Source organism: Marinomonas ushuaiensis DSM 15871 (assembly GCF_000521805.1).
Lineage (GTDB): Bacteria > Pseudomonadota > Gammaproteobacteria > Pseudomonadales > Marinomonadaceae > Marinomonas > Marinomonas ushuaiensis.
In genome coordinates this window covers 90,249-105,782 of the sequence record NZ_JAMB01000003.1, presented here as the reverse complement: position 1 = coordinate 105,782, position 15,534 = coordinate 90,249, and the positions used below count along the sequence as shown (strand labels likewise).

At 38.7% G+C, this 15,534-nt stretch carries 13 protein-coding genes and 3 tRNA genes; 13 read left to right on the top strand and 3 right to left on the bottom strand.

Annotated elements, in window-relative coordinates:
* The first annotated feature begins 41 nt into the window (after positions 1 to 41).
* The 3 genes from MUS1_RS05180 to nadA all read left to right on the top strand — a co-directional run bounded on the left by MUS1_RS05180 (position 42) and on the right by nadA (position 1,307).
* Positions 42 to 117 (top strand) — tRNA-Lys (locus tag MUS1_RS05180).
* Positions 118 to 145: 28 nt separating this feature from the next.
* Positions 146 to 221 (top strand) — tRNA-Lys (locus MUS1_RS05175).
* 42 nt (positions 222 to 263) lie between these two features.
* Positions 264 to 1,307, top strand: a complete 1,044-nt coding sequence (gene nadA / locus MUS1_RS05170; RefSeq protein WP_036160127.1) for a quinolinate synthase NadA — start codon at positions 264 to 266, stop codon at positions 1,305 to 1,307.
* Between the two features lie 39 nt (positions 1,308 to 1,346).
* Here the strand turns inward: nadA and MUS1_RS05165 are convergent, their stop codons facing one another.
* On the bottom strand, positions 1,347 to 2,855 hold the full coding sequence (locus MUS1_RS05165) for a hypothetical protein (protein WP_036159868.1): 1,509 nt from the start codon (positions 2,853 to 2,855) through the stop codon (positions 1,347 to 1,349).
* Between the two features lie 112 nt (positions 2,856 to 2,967).
* Here MUS1_RS05165 and MUS1_RS05160 point away from each other — a divergent pair, with 112 nt between their 5' ends.
* Positions 2,968 to 3,534: a nitroreductase family protein gene (locus MUS1_RS05160; RefSeq protein ID WP_036159867.1), complete on the top strand. Its 567-nt coding sequence runs from the start codon at positions 2,968 to 2,970 to the stop codon at positions 3,532 to 3,534.
* Positions 3,535 to 3,628: 94 nt separating this feature from the next.
* Positions 3,629 to 3,716, top strand: a tRNA-Ser gene (locus MUS1_RS05155).
* Positions 3,717 to 3,787: 71 nt separating this feature from the next.
* On the opposite strand, the gene MUS1_RS05150 is transcribed toward MUS1_RS05155, so the two are convergent.
* Positions 3,788 to 4,831 carry a hypothetical protein gene (locus MUS1_RS05150; RefSeq protein WP_036159865.1) on the bottom strand — a complete coding sequence of 348 codons (1,044 nt, stop codon included), beginning with the start codon at positions 4,829 to 4,831 and terminating at the stop codon, positions 3,788 to 3,790.
* Between the two features lie 470 nt (positions 4,832 to 5,301).
* Here MUS1_RS05150 and MUS1_RS05145 point away from each other — a divergent pair, with 470 nt between their 5' ends.
* Positions 5,302 to 5,928 carry an inovirus Gp2 family protein gene (locus MUS1_RS05145; protein WP_051436122.1) on the top strand — a complete coding sequence of 209 codons (627 nt, stop codon included), beginning with the start codon at positions 5,302 to 5,304 and terminating at the stop codon, positions 5,926 to 5,928.
* A 71-nt stretch (positions 5,929 to 5,999) separates the two neighbouring features.
* Here MUS1_RS05145 and radC read toward each other — a convergent pair whose 3' ends face one another.
* Entirely contained in the window at positions 6,000 to 6,461 is a 462-nt protein-coding gene (radC, locus tag MUS1_RS05140; protein ID WP_036159863.1) for a RadC family protein, read from the bottom strand.
* A 104-nt stretch (positions 6,462 to 6,565) separates the two neighbouring features.
* Between radC and MUS1_RS05135 the strand changes: the two genes are divergently transcribed.
* The 7 genes from MUS1_RS05135 to MUS1_RS05105 all read left to right on the top strand — a co-directional run bounded on the left by MUS1_RS05135 (position 6,566) and on the right by MUS1_RS05105 (position 15,524).
* Entirely contained in the window at positions 6,566 to 6,769 is a 204-nt protein-coding gene (locus MUS1_RS05135) for an AlpA family transcriptional regulator (protein WP_342665488.1), read from the top strand.
* 140 nt (positions 6,770 to 6,909) lie between these two features.
* Positions 6,910 to 7,080, top strand: coding sequence for a methylation-associated defense system helix-turn-helix domain-containing protein MAD1 (gene mads1, locus MUS1_RS05130; protein ID WP_036159862.1), 171 nt, complete (start codon positions 6,910 to 6,912; stop codon positions 7,078 to 7,080).
* A complete protein-coding gene (locus tag MUS1_RS05125; RefSeq protein ID WP_036159860.1) occupies positions 7,077 to 8,555 on the top strand; it encodes a type I restriction-modification system subunit M in 1,479 nt (492 codons plus the stop codon). The genes mads1 and MUS1_RS05125 overlap by 4 nt, the downstream gene beginning before the upstream one ends.
* Complete coding sequence (locus MUS1_RS05120) at positions 8,556 to 9,866, top strand: hypothetical protein (protein WP_036159859.1); 1,311 nt, start codon at positions 8,556 to 8,558, stop codon at positions 9,864 to 9,866. It begins immediately after the preceding gene.
* On the top strand, positions 9,863 to 11,329 hold the full coding sequence (locus tag MUS1_RS05115) for a type I restriction-modification system subunit M (RefSeq protein WP_084035561.1): 1,467 nt from the start codon (positions 9,863 to 9,865) through the stop codon (positions 11,327 to 11,329). Before MUS1_RS05120 ends, MUS1_RS05115 begins: the two co-directional genes overlap by 4 nt.
* Positions 11,329 to 12,549 carry a restriction endonuclease subunit S gene (locus MUS1_RS05110; RefSeq protein ID WP_051436121.1) on the top strand — a complete coding sequence of 407 codons (1,221 nt, stop codon included), beginning with the start codon at positions 11,329 to 11,331 and terminating at the stop codon, positions 12,547 to 12,549. Before MUS1_RS05115 ends, MUS1_RS05110 begins: the two co-directional genes overlap by 1 nt.
* A 2-nt stretch (positions 12,550 to 12,551) precedes the next feature.
* A complete protein-coding gene (locus MUS1_RS05105; protein WP_036159858.1) occupies positions 12,552 to 15,524 on the top strand; it encodes a type I restriction endonuclease subunit R in 2,973 nt (990 codons plus the stop codon).
* Positions 15,525 to 15,534: the final 10 nt, after the last annotated feature.

The window sequence follows — 15,534 nt, the reverse complement described above, 5'->3', positions numbered from 1 at the left end:
CTTGCATTCCTCAGCGGGCTCTGTATTATACGCAACCCGTTGGGTCGTTAGCTCAGTTGGTAGAGCAGTTGACTTTTAATCAATTGGTCACTGGTTCGAATCCAGTACGACCCACCAACATCTTTTTATTCCTTTTGTGATTTTTGGGTCGTTAGCTCAGCTGGTAGAGCAGTTGACTTTTAATCAATTGGTCACTGGTTCGAATCCAGTACGACCCACCAAAAAACACTCATTTAGCTCCCAGTTTTTTAAGGGGTAATGATATGTCCGAACTTTTCAATAAAGCAGCCCTTCGTGATACGGTTCAGATGTATCTTTCAGAAGCAGAAAAAAACATCGACAAAACCCCCATTGATAATTTGCAACTTCGTAATGAAATAAAATCTTTACTAAAACAAAAAGATGCTGTTTTAGTGGCTCATTATTATACAGAAGATGCTATTCAAGAGCTTGCTGAAGAAACAGGCGGAGTTATTGCCGATTCTTTGGAAATGGCACGCTTTGGAGCCAATCATGAAGCAAAAACATTGGTTGTTGCTGGTGTGAAGTTTATGGGTGAAACAGCAAAAATTTTAAGCCCTGAGAAAACCATTCTAATGCCGACTCTAGAGGCAACTTGTTCATTAGATATTGGTTGTCCAATAGATGAATTTTCTGCATTTTGTGATCAACACCCAGATCGAAAAGTTGTCGTGTATGCGAATACTTCTGCTGCTGTTAAAGCGCGTGCAGATTGGGTTGTTACTTCAAGTATTGCATTAGATGTTGTAAATCACTTGGTTGATCAAGGTGAAAAAATCATCTGGGCACCGGATCAACACTTGGGAGGATATATTCAACGTGAAACAGGCGCTGATATGATTCTTTGGGATGGTGCGTGTATTGTTCATGAAGAGTTTAAAGCAAAAGGGATTTTAGACTTAAAAGCCATCTATCCAGATTCTGCCGTTCTTGTTCATCCAGAGTCCCCTGAATCAGTTGTAGAGGTTGCTGACGTTGTTGGCTCAACATCACAATTGCTAAATGCTTCTAAAGTAATGAAAAATAGTACCTTCATTGTCGCAACTGATAGAGGTATTTTCTATAAAATGAAACAGGCCTCGCCTGATAAGCGTTTTATTGAAGCCCCAACAGCAGGCTCAGGGGCAAATTGCCGAAGTTGTGCGCATTGTCCGTGGATGGCTCTAAATAGCTTGGAGATGCTTCGTGATTCACTTAGGAATGCATCGGGAGAAATTCATATTGCTGAAGAGACAAGAGTTAAAGCTCTTATCCCATTGCAGCGCATGTTAGATTTCCAAATATAGTTGCTTTCTTACTTTAATGTTTATATGGGGTAAGCTTATTTATTTAAGCGTCCCCAAAAACTTCATTTCCAAATCAGAAGAAGCCAATTCTAATCGATTGTACTCTAGGGTTTTCTTGCTATAAATTATCCTTAGTTCCTGATGGTCTTTGGCAGAAGACATATCAAGTATTTTGTTTTTCAATTCGACCGTAGTTTGAGCAAGCTCTCTATTTGTTTTTCTCAACTCATTTAAGAGTTGAGAATGACCTAGATTACTCTCACTATTACTTACCATTGAAATTTCAACTTCCTGCTTTAGCTCTTGATTTTTTTCTTCTGCTGCATCGAGCTCTTGCGCTAACAGGACCACACAAGTTTCTGATTCTTGTAATAGTCGCTCTAGCATCTTGATGTCTTTTTCTTGCTCAATCAAGCTTACAGAAGAGCGATTTTCTAATTCAGTACTTAGATAGTCTCGTAAAGAACTCAATGTTTCCTTCTTATTTGTGTTAAGTGTTTTGAGGTTCCCTATTGCTGTTTCATTACTGCTGGATAATTGTTTTTCCACTTCAGCAAGCCTAGCGTCTTGGATGCTGATGTTTTCTCTTAATGAGTCAATTGAAAAGTTGTATGTTTGTAGCTCTGTTTCAAGCTGAATGACTAGTGTTTGAGTCTCTTCCGACATGCGCTCCATCTTTGCAATGGCGACTTTTTGTGTCTCAACTAGATCATGTGGACTTTTATTGCTTGATACCTTTTTCATCTCATTTTTCAATTGCTCTATGACAATTTCTTGTCGATCAGATAGGTGATGCAATGCAGATATCTGTTTGAACGCTGTATTTCTGTTGTCTTTATTTAGCTCTTGAGCATGAGGAGGGGTAATTTTTAACTTTATATTTAGGTCGTCAATTTGGCTTTGTTCCAGTTTTTTGATTTTTTTCTGTAACTCACATACCTCTAACTTTAATCGTTGCTGTTCTTTTTGCTTAGCTCTTAATTGCGCTAACCTTCTATTTGCTCGATCCATACTGTCTCGTAAATCTTCGTTTAATAAAACCTGATTAATTGTTAATGATTCTTTAACAACCAATAACTCTGTCGTTTGGAATATTTCTGCCTCAAGCTCCTTGAGAGTTTGATGTAGCTTATCGGCATCGGCCATTTGTAACTTTGGCGAAGACAAAGCATAGAGTAGGCTTGATAGGAATCGAATTAAGATAGGGGTTGGTTTCTGATCGGCTTGATTTAAAATTATAGCTCTTTCCGCTCTTAGAATAGTTCCCCATAACTTTATGGTATTGGTCTCATGATGATCCTCTGTATTTGGGCGAATAGCGTTAACAGCAAAACTGATTTGCTTATCTAGAAAATGAGCAAGACGCTTATAGCTCTTAATGGCTTTCTCTTTTTTGGAAAGTTCAACTGCATTTTCTTCGTTATCTTTTTTTTCTTGTAAATCTTTTATCTTTTTATTAAGCGAGTGCGATAGCAATAAGAAGACCAAACTCAACAAAAAAAGAAAGGTGGTGAGCTCAAGTAGTGTCCAAATTAACAACTTTGACATAAAATTCCCCTAGCTATCAAAGTAATGGGTATATTATTGATTGACATTAACATACAACAAATCGTTATACGATTTTGCTACTTTTTCCTACGTTTACGGAATGATAAATATTATGAGTAAAGAGTTTATAGCATTCATGCGCAATCGTGTATCTCAGCCAGCTTTAGTTGCTCCTGCTCCGACCGACGGTGAGTGGGTTTCTATTCTTAGTGCTGCAAGTCGAGCGGCAGATCACGGCAACCTTAAACCGTGGCGCTTTCGTATTTATGAAGGTGAGGGCAGAGCGAAACTAGGACAAATTTATTGGCATCATGCGCTATCTGAAGTCAGCTCAATGCCGGAAGGCAAAGAAGAAGCTTTTGTGAAAAAAGCCTTTCGAGCGCCAACCGTTTTACTGGTTTATGCCAATATACAAGATCATCCTAAAGTACCTGCAATAGAGCAAGTCATGGCTGTTTCTGCCGCTACTCAACAAGTGTTACTTGGTTTACACGCTCTTGGTTATGGCGCTATGTGGCGTAGTGGCCCAGCATGCTTTACTCAAAAAACCAAAGAATTGCTTTCTTTAGAAGAAACAGACCAAATTGTTGGTCTAATTTATGTGGGAACACCAAAAGAAAAACCATCATCCATTCCTGAAGTTAACTTGGAAAATTGTTTGGAATGGGTAAGAGATTAATTTTTAAGGTTAATTTGAAGAAAACAAGTTGCAATATAGAAACTTGATCATTAAAATACGCCACATAATTTATGACTAGTTTATAGATTATTTTGGTGAGCTGTCCGAGCGGCCGAAGGAGCACGCCTGGAAAGCGTGTATGTCGAAAGGCATCAAGAGTTCGAATCTCTTGCTCACCGCCATTATTCCTTTAAAATCAAGGGTTACAGAGTGATCCTTGATTTTTTACATCAAAAAGTACATCAATAGAGTTTTATTTGTTCATCTTCTTTTGCTCCCTGTCTATTAAATCGGAAATAAATTTTTTTTCGCTAACACCGTTTTGTTTGCATAATGTCTGCAGTTTTTCATAATTTTTTTTGCTTAATGTTATTGGTTTTACTATGTTGTCTCTTTTTCTTGTGTTCTCAACTGACCAAACTTTGCGTAAAAGCCTATCTATTTCTTTAATCTTATCCCCGCTTTTTCTGTTTTCATATCCAATTTCAATAATTAAGTATTCTAACGTCTCTCTATCTACTTTGTAATTGATATTAAATCTAGAGTAGATTCCTCCGTGATTTTGGAACTCTCTTTTTTTTAATAGATATGCCCACGACTTTTGAATGTATTTTGGATGCTTTGAAACGAAATCTTGAAGGGGGTGAACTAGTTTATCTATATTAAAATAGTAGCTTTTTATGGAGTTGATTCTTTTGTGTCTAACTATAGGACGCTTAAATGAATCGATATTGTCGAGTGTTATTAATGTGCTCAGATATAGCTCATCTGTAGAGAGTTTATTTATATGTGGTAACATACCATTATGTATCAAGGTCTCGTTGCCATCTAAACGTAGACTGTAATCCATCGGCGTCATGGTGTTGTTTCTCCTGTTTGGGAATTTTACCAAGCGCACGAAATTGGCTAATATCGCATTAATTTTGTACAGCGTAATTCTATCTTTTTTGAGCCACTCAAGTTTGGTGTGATCAAGTATTAAGCTTTCAGCGTTATTGTTGCTTATTAGATTAATGAACTCAATTGCAGTCATATCATAGATTAACTGTGCTTGCCTTTCAGATTCATTGTCAGCCGATTCAACGGAATCAATTTCTGCGGTATAAGTGCTACTTTTTGAGTTTAAGTACTTTGCCGTATTTATGAAATGGTGTTTGAATCGACTTAAGATGCCGCTCTCAGTTAATGAAAGAAGTTGAATTGGCTCTAGTTCGTTTTTATCATCTCTCTGATCTTCCAAGTATAAATGACAGACAGTCATCATTCTTATTAAATCAATTTTTGATTTTACTTGCATAAAAAATCCTTGGCGCAAAATAATGCCAATATTATTGTAGTAATTCCATGTCAAAAACCGTAGTAATTTCGTACCTTTTTCTTTCTTTAATCTCTTTAAAAATGGGGGTTAAGGGTAGATTAAGTGTCAATTTTTTAGTTTCTAGCTATTTATACTCTTTCAGCAATCAAGTGTAGGTGTAAGATTTTGGTTACAGTCTCCATAGGTTAATTTTTCCATGACTCAACTTACTCCAAAATGAATTCATGGCTTTCAAATGACACTTAACATCAGAGCTCTCTAAATGTCAATTTTGACTGTGTAGGTTGGTGAATTGGTTTTGCATTTCAATGTATGTGGTAAGGTTTAATGTTGGTTTAATAATATACAAAGAGTGATTGCCCTTTAGGAGCAAGAACGTATAAGAAAAAGTACGTAGAAAATTACGCTGATACCCCTTGTATGAATCAACCAAATACAAGGAAATGATCATGAGTACAATCAAGCCAATCAATACATATCAAAGTCTAAAAATTCACAGCCCACTGGCAGAATCTAGTGAGCTTTACCTAAGGCAGCTAAAAGCTTTGTTAGACAAAAGTACAGAGGAAACGACAAGAACGATCGCCTTTAGATTCGATCTACGGTTTCCTGTTGGGTACAAGGGTGATGATACAAAAGTAATCACTAAATTCTTTGAGTCACTTAAAGCAATAATAAAGGCGAAGGAAAATAAAACTCTGAGGCAAGGTGGTAGGGTTTATCCAAATAGACTCAAGTATGCGTGGGTACGAGAAAATGGAGGAGCGGAGAAGGATCATTTTCATGTTGTCATTATTCTTAATAAGGATGCTTTTTATGCTTTAGGCAACTTTAAAAGTACAAAAGCTAATCTAGCGAAGCGTATCAAAAAAGCTTGGTGTAGCGCTTTGTTATGTAAAACGGATAATTCTGGTGGACTAGTACATTATGCGAAAAAAGGCGTTTATATTTTAGATAAGAATTCGCTTAGCTTTAACTCAATCTACGGTGATCTGTATTACCGTATTAGTTATTTTGCCAAAAAACGAACGAAGGTATACGGAACGGGTGTACGTTCTTTCGGATGCAGCAGATAAGCGTTTTTTATTAAATAATATAAGTTCAAAAAAAAATAAATAGGGGTGGGGGAGTTGTTCCCCCGCTCCTATTACATATCTCCGTTTTCTGCCAATGAGTAGGCATCTTCTCCAGCAATAATATGATCCAAGGTTCTGACATCAAAAAGTTCTAAAGCATTCTTTATTGATTTGGTGATTCGCCTATCTGCTTGAGACGGTAGTGTGATTCCTGAAGGGTGGTTGTGAGCAAGTATAACTGAAGCTGCATTGTGCTTCAGAGCTTCTTTAGCGACCTCTCTAGGGTAAACCGCTGCTGCATCTATCGTTCCGTAAAACATTTCTTTAAACGCAATCAAGCGATTCTGAGAGTCTAGGAATAACACGGCAAATACCTCTTGTTCTCTTAAGGATAGCTTACTCATTACAAATTTCTTTACGGGACTGCAATGGTTGTATGTCTCGCTCTCTCTCCGTAATTTTTCTTCAATGATATTGGCTGCTGCGGCTACTACTTCGGTTTCTGATTGGTAAGTAAAGGATGAGCTGTGCATGACGTTTCTCCTAAAGTGATTGTTTATGCACAGGGGTAATATAGGTCTGTCTTTATTTGAAATTGAAACTTCAGTCCAGTAGGAATTTACGCCCATGGCATTTGATGAACCAATATGAGGGCATCATCATGCGAGTCATCAAATTAAAAGACGTAATCAACACAACAGGTTTATCAAGGTCATCCATTTATGCTTATATGGCAAAAGACGAATTTCCAAAGCCAATACAACTAGGCCCAAGAGCTGTGGCCTGGGTGCAGGAAGAAGTTCAAGAATGGTTACAGGTGCGGTTAGACGCTAGATGTTAGTCGAATCAAATTTTTCAAAGTCACCATTGCACATCAACTTAATCCATTTCCCTTATTCGATTCATTGTCCATTCCTCAATTTTCTCGTATTCTCTCAGTATCAATTATTAATAATCCAATCCAGCAAGATGGCATTCTGAATGGAAGATCAAATCCTTACCTTACGAGAGGTAGCCGCTTATTTAAAGTTGGCAGAGAAAACCGCATACAGATTAGCAAGCGAAGGGAAGTTGCCTGGCTTTAAAGTGGGCGGCTCGTGGCGCTTTAAGCGTGAAGATCTAGAAGCATGGATAGAAGAGAATAAGAAATGACACAGAAAATAACGCTTTCACAATTAGAGCAATACCTTTCAAAAGCGGCTTGGATTCTTAAAGGTCCAGTAGACGCTTCCGACTTCAAAGCCTACATATTTCCTCTACTGTTCTTTAAACGTATTTCCGATGTGTACGAAGAAGAATACCGTACCGCGCTTGATGAATCGGATGGCGACAAAGAATACGCCGCCTTACCAGAAATGCATCGATTTGAAATTCCTGATGGCGGTCATTGGCAAGACGTTCGTGAAACGACGACAAACGTTGGTCAAGCCATTGAAGAAGCATTACGAGGCATAGAGCAATCAAATCAAGAATACCTCTACGGTATCTTTGGCGACGCTCAATGGAGCAACAAAAACAAACTATCTGATGCATTGCTCATCAACCTCATCGAGCATTTCTCTGAATATGTTTTAGGTAACCACAATGTTGAGCCTGACATGCTTGGTAATGCCTACGAGTATCTAATAAAACACTTTGCTGACTTAACCAACAAAAAAGCTGGGGAATTCTATACGCCTCGGTCTGTTGTGCATTTACTCGGTATGATCTTAGACCCTCATGAAGGTGAGACAATCTACGATCCTGCTTGTGGTACAGGCGGCATGTTGCTTGAGTGTGTTGATCACCTTAAACACAACAATGAAGATGCAAGAACCTTAAAACTCTACGGCCAAGAGATGAACCTGACATCTAGTGGTATCGCTAGAATGAACATGTTCCTCCACGGTATCGAAGATTTCGAAATACTAAGGGGTGACACCCTGCGTAATCCGGCTTTTTTTGAAGCAGATGGGTTGCAGACATTTGACTGTGTAATAGCTAACCCGCCTTTCTCGCTTAAAAACTGGGGCGCTGATAATTGGGCGTCCGATCCATATGGTCGTAATATCGCCGGTGTACCGCCTCAAGGTAATGGTGACATGGCTTGGGTGCAACACATGGTTAAATCCATGAACAGCACTGGTCGTATGACGGTTGTATTGCCTCACGGGGCACTGTTCCGTAAAGGGGCAGAAGGACGCATTAGACAATCCTTGTTAGAGCAAGACATGTTAGAAGCGGTTATAGGCTTAGGTCCTAACGTATTCTATGGCACCCAACTTGCCGCTTGTGTCATGGTCTTTAAACAAGTCAAAGCGGAAGATAGAAAAGGCAAAGTCTTGTTTATTGATGCTTCTGATCAGATTCGAGTGGGCCGGGCACAAAACTTCCTAGAACCAAAACACATACAACAAATATTTGACTGGTACCGCAGCTATCAAGATGTAGAGAACTACGTCAAAGTTGCCACCGTGGCTGACCTAGAAGAAAACGATTTCAACTTAAATATTCCACTTTATGTCGAGAAAATCATTGAAGACAATTTACCTTCAGTAGAAGAGGCTATGGCTGATTTAAAAGAAGCATGGCAAGCAAGCCTTGAAGCTGAAGAAAAATTCAAACAAGTACTAAAAGGATTTTTATAAATGAATAAACATCTAAATATTTTCACTACCTATGCGAAAGATAACCGCAGCTATCAACTTGAAAACGATTTAACAAGGTCTTTAGCTATATGTTTGCAAGAAGATGCTCTTTTTTCTCATGAGGTTCTAAAGTCAATTTTTAGTGGTTCCAGTTTGTTTGGTGAATTGTTTGAAAACCTTGATAGCGAAACAAATATTCAAGTTGAGATACAAAAACAAGCTAGTCAAATTACTGAGTTTGACAAGGTGTATGCTGTTTCATTAAGCGAAGCAGTAATGACTAACTTTTGGAAACAGAGAGACGGTGCAAGCTATGACCCAGTTTGTGATTTAGTAATAACGATTGATAACGTATTAATCGTTATTGAAGCTAAGCGTGACAATATTGACTGCACCGCTCAACTGTACAATCAAATATTCAATATCTTTGAAAAAGAAAATAAAAATATACATGAATGTAGAGGCGATATAACGCCTGTTGATTTGAATTGGAAAAAATTAATGAGAATTGCGGTTAAGGTCGCTAGCTTCGAAAAAACAATGGGGAATAGTAATCGTTTTCTCACTGATTTCATTCAGCTAGTGAAAGATCATAATTTCAGATGGCTTCCAGAAACGCCAATTGGCTCTTTGAAGAATGTTAACTCTGCCTCTATTTATAGGAGAATTGAGTCTGCATTAACAGAATTCTGTAAGAACAATGAATCAATCAAGCCTTTAACTTATTACGATAGATTAGGGACTGATTTTTCAAAAGGTTGGTCAAATGAACTCTTATTTCAAGTAGATAAAGACACTGGTGATTTGATTGCTGATATTTACCCTGGAAATACTAAAAGTCAGGGATACCATATCTTTAATAAAGAGCCATTGTTCAGCTCTAAGTTAGAAATTGATGGTGATAGCTACGTTACAAAATTGTCTTATCATATAAAAATGATGGGGCAGAAATATATAACAGGCTTATGGTTTAATGAAAATGACTTTACACAGAACCTCTTTACCAAAGAAAATTTTCAAAAACATACAGGTAGAATAAAAAAAGATAACTGGAGTAAGATTGAGGATCTACTGGACCAATATTTAGCCTGCGATTGGAAAAGCAAATGTAACTGGGAAGATAAAATCATAAACTCTAATAGAACGGTAGTTAATATCGCTTTTGGTTATTACATTTCAATATCGATCCCTTTCAAGAAGCTAGCTCAACTTGATAAAAATCATAATGATATTACGCCATTGGCGAATTTAATTGAAGATATTTACAGAGCGTTCGAAAATGATTTGATCAGTGAGGATCAATCAGCATGATGACCCAACAAGAATTAGAAAAATACCTTTGGGGCGCAGCCACTGCGCTTCGAGGTACGATTGATGCGGGTGATTATAAGCAATATATATTTCCGCTGATGTTTTTTAAGCGTATTTCAGATGTGTATGACGAAGAGTTTGAAAATGCGTTAGCCGAAAATGATGGCGATATTGAATGCGCTGCGTTTGCTGAGAATCATAATTTTCTCATTCCTGAAGGTGCTCATTGGAATGATGTGCGTGAAACCACAACCAACATTGGTATGGCGTTACAAAACGCCATGCGTGAGATAGAGAAGGCCAATCCAGATACGTTAGACGGTATTTTTGGTGACGCCAGTTGGACCAATAAAGAACGCTTGTCCGATGCCATGCTAACGGACCTTATCGAGCATTATTCACAGCATAAGCTGAATTTAAAAAACGTACCTGATGATAAGTTAGGCAATGCCTATGAATACTTGATCAAAGAGTTCGCCGACGACAGTGGCCATACCGCCGCTGAGTTCTACACTAACCGTACCGTGGTTAAATTAATGACAATGATCATGGACCCACAACCGGGTGAATCCGTGTACGACCCTACCTGTGGCTCCGGTGGTTTATTGCTTAACTGTGCCTTGCACTTAAAAGACGAAGGCAAAGAATACCGCACACTTAAACTATACGGCCAAGAGATTAATCTATTAACCTCAGCCATTGCCCGTATGAACATGTTTATGCATGGTATTGAGGAGTTCGATATTGTCCGTGGTAATACCTTGTCTCATCCCGGATTACTCGAAAATGACGAACTAAAAAAATTCAACGTTATACTCGCTAACCCGCCGTACTCTATCAAATCTTGGGATCGTAAGTCATTTGAAAGTGATCCGTTTGGCCGTAATCTATGGGGTACACCACCACAAGGTTGTGCTGATTATGCCTTTCAGCAACATATTCAAAAGAGTCTTGATTTAGACAATGGGCGTTCTATTTCATTATGGCCGCACGGTATTTTGTTCCGTGATGCAGAAACCGCAATGCGCACTAAAATGATAGAGCGAGACCAAGTGGAATGTGTGATTGGTCTAGGGCCAAACCTCTTTTACAACTCGCCTATGGAAGCCTGCTTGTTGATCACCAAGACCAACAAGGAAGAAAGTAAAAAAGGTAAAGTACTGATCATTAATGCGGTGAAAGAAGTAAGGCAAGATAAGAATATTGGGTATTTAGATCAAATTCATATCGATAAAATTTTCGAAACTTATAGCAATTTTAAAAGTGTCGAAAACTTTTCTGTACTGGTAAACACACAAGATGTTCTTGATAAAAACGGCAACATGGCCATCAACCGATATATTCGCCCAGATGCCTTATCAAATAATGCAGAAATTGACTTTGCAACGGTTTATCAAGGCTGGCAACAGTCCTCAGATGACTTAAAAAAATCAATGGAAAATTTATTTGAGGAGCTAGTTTAATGTTTGACATGGAAGCGATTAAAAACTTCTCTATCGATAAATCAGACTGGCAAAAAGTGAAGTTTGGTGATTTGGTGTTTGAGCCAAAAGAAACGGTTAAAGATCCTGTTGCTGAAGGTATAGAACATATAGTTGGTTTAGAACATATTGATAGTGAAGATATGCACTTGCGCCGCTCAGCGAGCATTGAAAAAAGTACAACGTTTACAAAGAAATTCAGTAAAGGTGATGTATTATTCGGGCGACGTCGAGCTTATTTAAAGAAAGCGGCTAAAGCAGGTTTTGAAGGGATTTGTTCTGGTGATATCACTGTAATGAGAGCTAGAGAGGAACTGCTTTTACCAGAGCTATTACCATTTATTGTAAACAACAACAGTTTTTTTGATCACGCAATTACTCATTCAGCAGGTGGGTTATCACCAAGAGTTAAATTCAAAGATTTAGCCAATTTCGAATTCTTTCTTCCAAGTAAAACTGGTCAGCATAAGCTTTTCTTACTTTTAGAGAAATTAGATAAATCTTTACAAGATGAATTGAGCCTTAAACAAAAGCTTTCCTCTAATTTAGAAGCTCAAATTGAATATCAAATACATGGTGAAAATTTGAATGGCAAAACTATTAATCAAGTAATTAACTGTTTGTCTAGTAAGAAAGAAATCATAAAATTACAAGAACTGGGTGAGATAATAAAAGGAAAAGGTATCGCTAAGTCAGAAGTTATAGAGAGCGGAATCCCTTGTGTCAGATATGGTGAGCTTTATACAAAACATCACCGAATAATTAAAAAATTTCATTCTTTTATATCCTCAAAATCATCTGAAAAAGCCGTAAAGCTTAAAGTTAATGATATTTTGTTTGCCGGTTCTGGAGAAACAATAACAGAAATTGGTAAATCAGCGGCTTTCATAGAAAAAGTTGAAGCATATGCAGGGAGTGATATTTTAATCTTCCGCCCGAAAGACATGGATGGTACTTATTTAGGGTATTTGATGAATTCACAACTAGTGAGGCATCAGTTGAACAAATTTGGAACAGGAGCAACAGTTATGCATGTATACGGCTCAGACATACAGAAAGTTGTTGTTCCATATAGAAATAAAGATAAACAGATCCAAATAGCGAATACTTTAGAAAGAATAGCTAACAATATAAGACTGTTAGAGATAAAAGCTCATAATACTAAAGAATTATTAACTTCATTACTTAGTAAGGTGTTTTAGGTATGGGATTTACCGAATTAAATAGTGTGGAGCACTACATCATTCATCAAATGAGTGGCGTCAATTTGAACGACTCTCAGACTAAAAATGAAGTTGCAGAGCCTCAAAGAAACTTTGGTGTGCAATGGCAGTTCAAGTCGCCAGAACAATTAGGCCGCAGTGTGAATGAGGTCTTGATTGAGTCTGAATTGGCTAAAGCGTTAATTCGCCTTAACCCTGAGATTGAAGCCAATCCACATTTGGCGGATGAAGTCATACATAAACTCCGTACTATTTTAATTTCGGTAAACCAAGTTGGTTTGGTAAAAGCCAATGAAGAATTTTTCGCTTGGATGACAGGCGAAAAAACCATGCCCTTTGGCGAGAATAATCGCTATGTCCCTGTGAGGTTAATCGACTTTGATGACCTGACTCGCAATGTCTATGTGATTACCAATCAGTTTCGTATCCATCAGCGTGAAACCAAAATCCCCGATGTGGTGATGATGATTAACGGACTTCCTGTCGTGGTGGGTGAAGCCAAAACACCGATTCGTTCATGTATTAGTTGGTTTGATGGTGCGCACGAAGTTCACAATATTTATGAAAAAACCGTGCCTCAGCTATTTGTGCCTAATGTGCTGTCTTTCGCGACTGAAGGGAGAGAGTTATTTTACGGTGCTGTTCGTTGTCCGTTAGAGTTTTGGGCGCCTTGGCGTGTAGAAGACGCTCAGCTAAGTCGAGCGGTGGGCTTGTCGGGCGTGGGTTTTGAGTTAAGCGATTTATTACATCCGGCACGCTTGCTGGATATTATGCGTAACTTCTCGTTATTTACGACCAATAAAAAGAAACAGCGTATTAAAGTCATACCGCGCTTCCAGCAGTACGAAGGCGCGAACAAAATTGTTCAGCGTGTTATCGATGGCAAAATCAAAAAAGGCTTAATCTGGCATTTTCAAGGTTCTGGTAAATCGTTATTAATGGTATTTGCTGCACAAAAACTCCGCCGAGCCACTCAACTTAAAAGCCCAACCGTTATTGTGCTGGTGGACAGAACCGACTTAGACACTCAAATCAATGGCACCTTTAATGCCGCTGATGTCGCCAATGTGGAATCAACCGACAGCATTAAAGAGCTTCAGCAAATGCTAGAACGTGATACCCGTAAAATCATTATCTCGATGATCCATAAGTTTCGTGATGCCAAGCCGAACATGAATACGCGCGATAACATTATCGTGCTGGTGGATGAAGCACATAGAACGCAAGAAGGCGATTTAGGTCGTCAAATGCGCGCGGCGTTACCGAATGCCTTCTTATTTGGTTTAACCGGTACGCCCGTAAATAAAGCCGATAAAAATACCTTTTGGGCATTTGGTGTCGAAGAAGACAAAGGCGGCTATATGTCGCGTTATACTTTCCATGACTCCATACGTGATGAAGCCACTTTACCGCTGCATTTCGAACCTCGTTTAGTGGATGTTCACGTAGATAAAGACGCCTTAGACAAAGCCTTTAAAGACTTTAAAGAAAGCGCGGCTTTAAGTGATGAAGAGGCTGATGCACTCAATCAAAAATCGGCCAAAATGTCGGCTTTCTTAAAATCCCCAGAACGGGTTGAAAAAATCGTAGAAGACATTGCTATTCACTTTATGGACAAAGTCGATCCCCACGGTTTTAAAGCCATGATAGTCACACCAGATCGTTATGCCTGCGTGCAATACAAAGAAGCACTCGACAAACACTTTGATGAAGCGGCAAGTAAGGTCGTTATATCCACCAGCGCCAATGACGATTTTGACTTCAAACAGAAGTGGGGCGTTGATAAAAGCCAACAAGAAAAACTCGTCGATGAGTTTAACGATGCTAAATCAGAATTGAAATTTCTCATTGTCACCGCGAAGCTGTTAACCGGGTTTGATGCGCCAATTTGCCAAACTATGTATTTAGACAAATCCATGAAAGACCATACCTTGCTCCAAGCGATTTGTCGTACTAACCGTTTATATCCTAATAAAACCTTTGGTTGTATCGTCGATTACTTTGGTGTGTTTGATGATGCTGCTAAAGCCTTAGAGTTCGATGAAGAAAGCGTACAGCAGGTTATTACTAACCTAAGTGAGCTGCGTTCAAAACTGCCTCAAGCAATGCTGGATACCTTAGCGCATTTTCCATCCGTTGATAGAACGCTAGAAGGTTTTGATGGATTAGAAGCAGCCCAGAACGCCATAGGTGATAACGAAAAGAAAGACGCCTTCGCTTTAGACTTTAAGTACCTGGCGAAGCTTTGGGAATCTCTTTCGCCTGATAGCGTGCTGGACCAATATAACGAAGACTATCGATGGCTTGCTCAGGTTTATGAATCAGTAAGACCCGCGACAGATAACATTGGCAAGTTGTTGTGGTTGGCCCTTGGCGCGCAAACCACACAGCTAATACATGACAATATTCATGTAGGTGAAGTACATAACCTAGAAGAGTTTGTACTTGATGCCGATGTCATCGAAAATATCTTTAACAACCCAGATCCGCGTAAAACCAAGCAGTTAGAAAAAGAACTAGCAAAACGTTTTAAAGACCGTGGTGATTTACCAGAATTTAAGTCTCTTAGTGAACGTTTAGAAGCACTACGCGACAAAGCCGAAAAAGGACTGATTGCCTCAATCGACTTTGTAAAAGAACTTTGTAAAATCGCCAAAGAAACCGTCCAAGCCGAAAAAGACCTAGACGAGCAACGACAAGAAAAAACACCTAAAGCAGCTTTGACTGATTTGTTCTTAGAATTAAAAGACGACCAAACACCAGCCGTCGTAGAACGTATCGTCACAGATATAGACGCCATCGTACGAATCGTAAGCTTCCCCGGCTGGCAAGACAGCACCGGCGGAGAACGAGACGTACAAAAATCATTGCGTAAAGCCTTACTCAAATATCAACTACACAAAGACCAAATACTGTTTGATAGAGCGTATGGGTATATAAAGGAATATTATTAATGACTATTAT

What these genes read in the sequence shown, in the direction of transcription:
- nadA (WP_036160127.1), top strand. Translation starts at nt 264, where the DNA reads ATGTCCGAACTTTTCAATAAAGCAGCCCTTCGTGATACGGTTCAGATG.
- MUS1_RS05165 (WP_036159868.1), bottom strand. Translation starts at nt 2,855, where the DNA reads ATGTCAAAGTTGTTAATTTGGACACTACTTGAGCTCACCACCTTTCTT.
- MUS1_RS05160 (WP_036159867.1), top strand. Translation starts at nt 2,968, where the DNA reads ATGAGTAAAGAGTTTATAGCATTCATGCGCAATCGTGTATCTCAGCCA.
- MUS1_RS05150 (WP_036159865.1), bottom strand. Translation starts at nt 4,831, where the DNA reads ATGCAAGTAAAATCAAAAATTGATTTAATAAGAATGATGACTGTCTGT.
- MUS1_RS05145 (WP_051436122.1), top strand. Translation starts at nt 5,302, where the DNA reads ATGAGTACAATCAAGCCAATCAATACATATCAAAGTCTAAAAATTCAC.
- radC (WP_036159863.1), bottom strand. Translation starts at nt 6,461, where the DNA reads ATGCACAGCTCATCCTTTACTTACCAATCAGAAACCGAAGTAGTAGCC.
- MUS1_RS05135 (WP_342665488.1), top strand. Translation starts at nt 6,566, where the DNA reads ATGAACCAATATGAGGGCATCATCATGCGAGTCATCAAATTAAAAGAC.
- mads1 (WP_036159862.1), top strand. Translation starts at nt 6,910, where the DNA reads ATGGAAGATCAAATCCTTACCTTACGAGAGGTAGCCGCTTATTTAAAG.
- MUS1_RS05125 (WP_036159860.1), top strand. Translation starts at nt 7,077, where the DNA reads ATGACACAGAAAATAACGCTTTCACAATTAGAGCAATACCTTTCAAAA.
- MUS1_RS05120 (WP_036159859.1), top strand. Translation starts at nt 8,556, where the DNA reads ATGAATAAACATCTAAATATTTTCACTACCTATGCGAAAGATAACCGC.
- MUS1_RS05115 (WP_084035561.1), top strand. Translation starts at nt 9,863, where the DNA reads ATGATGACCCAACAAGAATTAGAAAAATACCTTTGGGGCGCAGCCACT.
- MUS1_RS05110 (WP_051436121.1), top strand. Translation starts at nt 11,329, where the DNA reads ATGTTTGACATGGAAGCGATTAAAAACTTCTCTATCGATAAATCAGAC.
- MUS1_RS05105 (WP_036159858.1), top strand. Translation starts at nt 12,552, where the DNA reads ATGGGATTTACCGAATTAAATAGTGTGGAGCACTACATCATTCATCAA.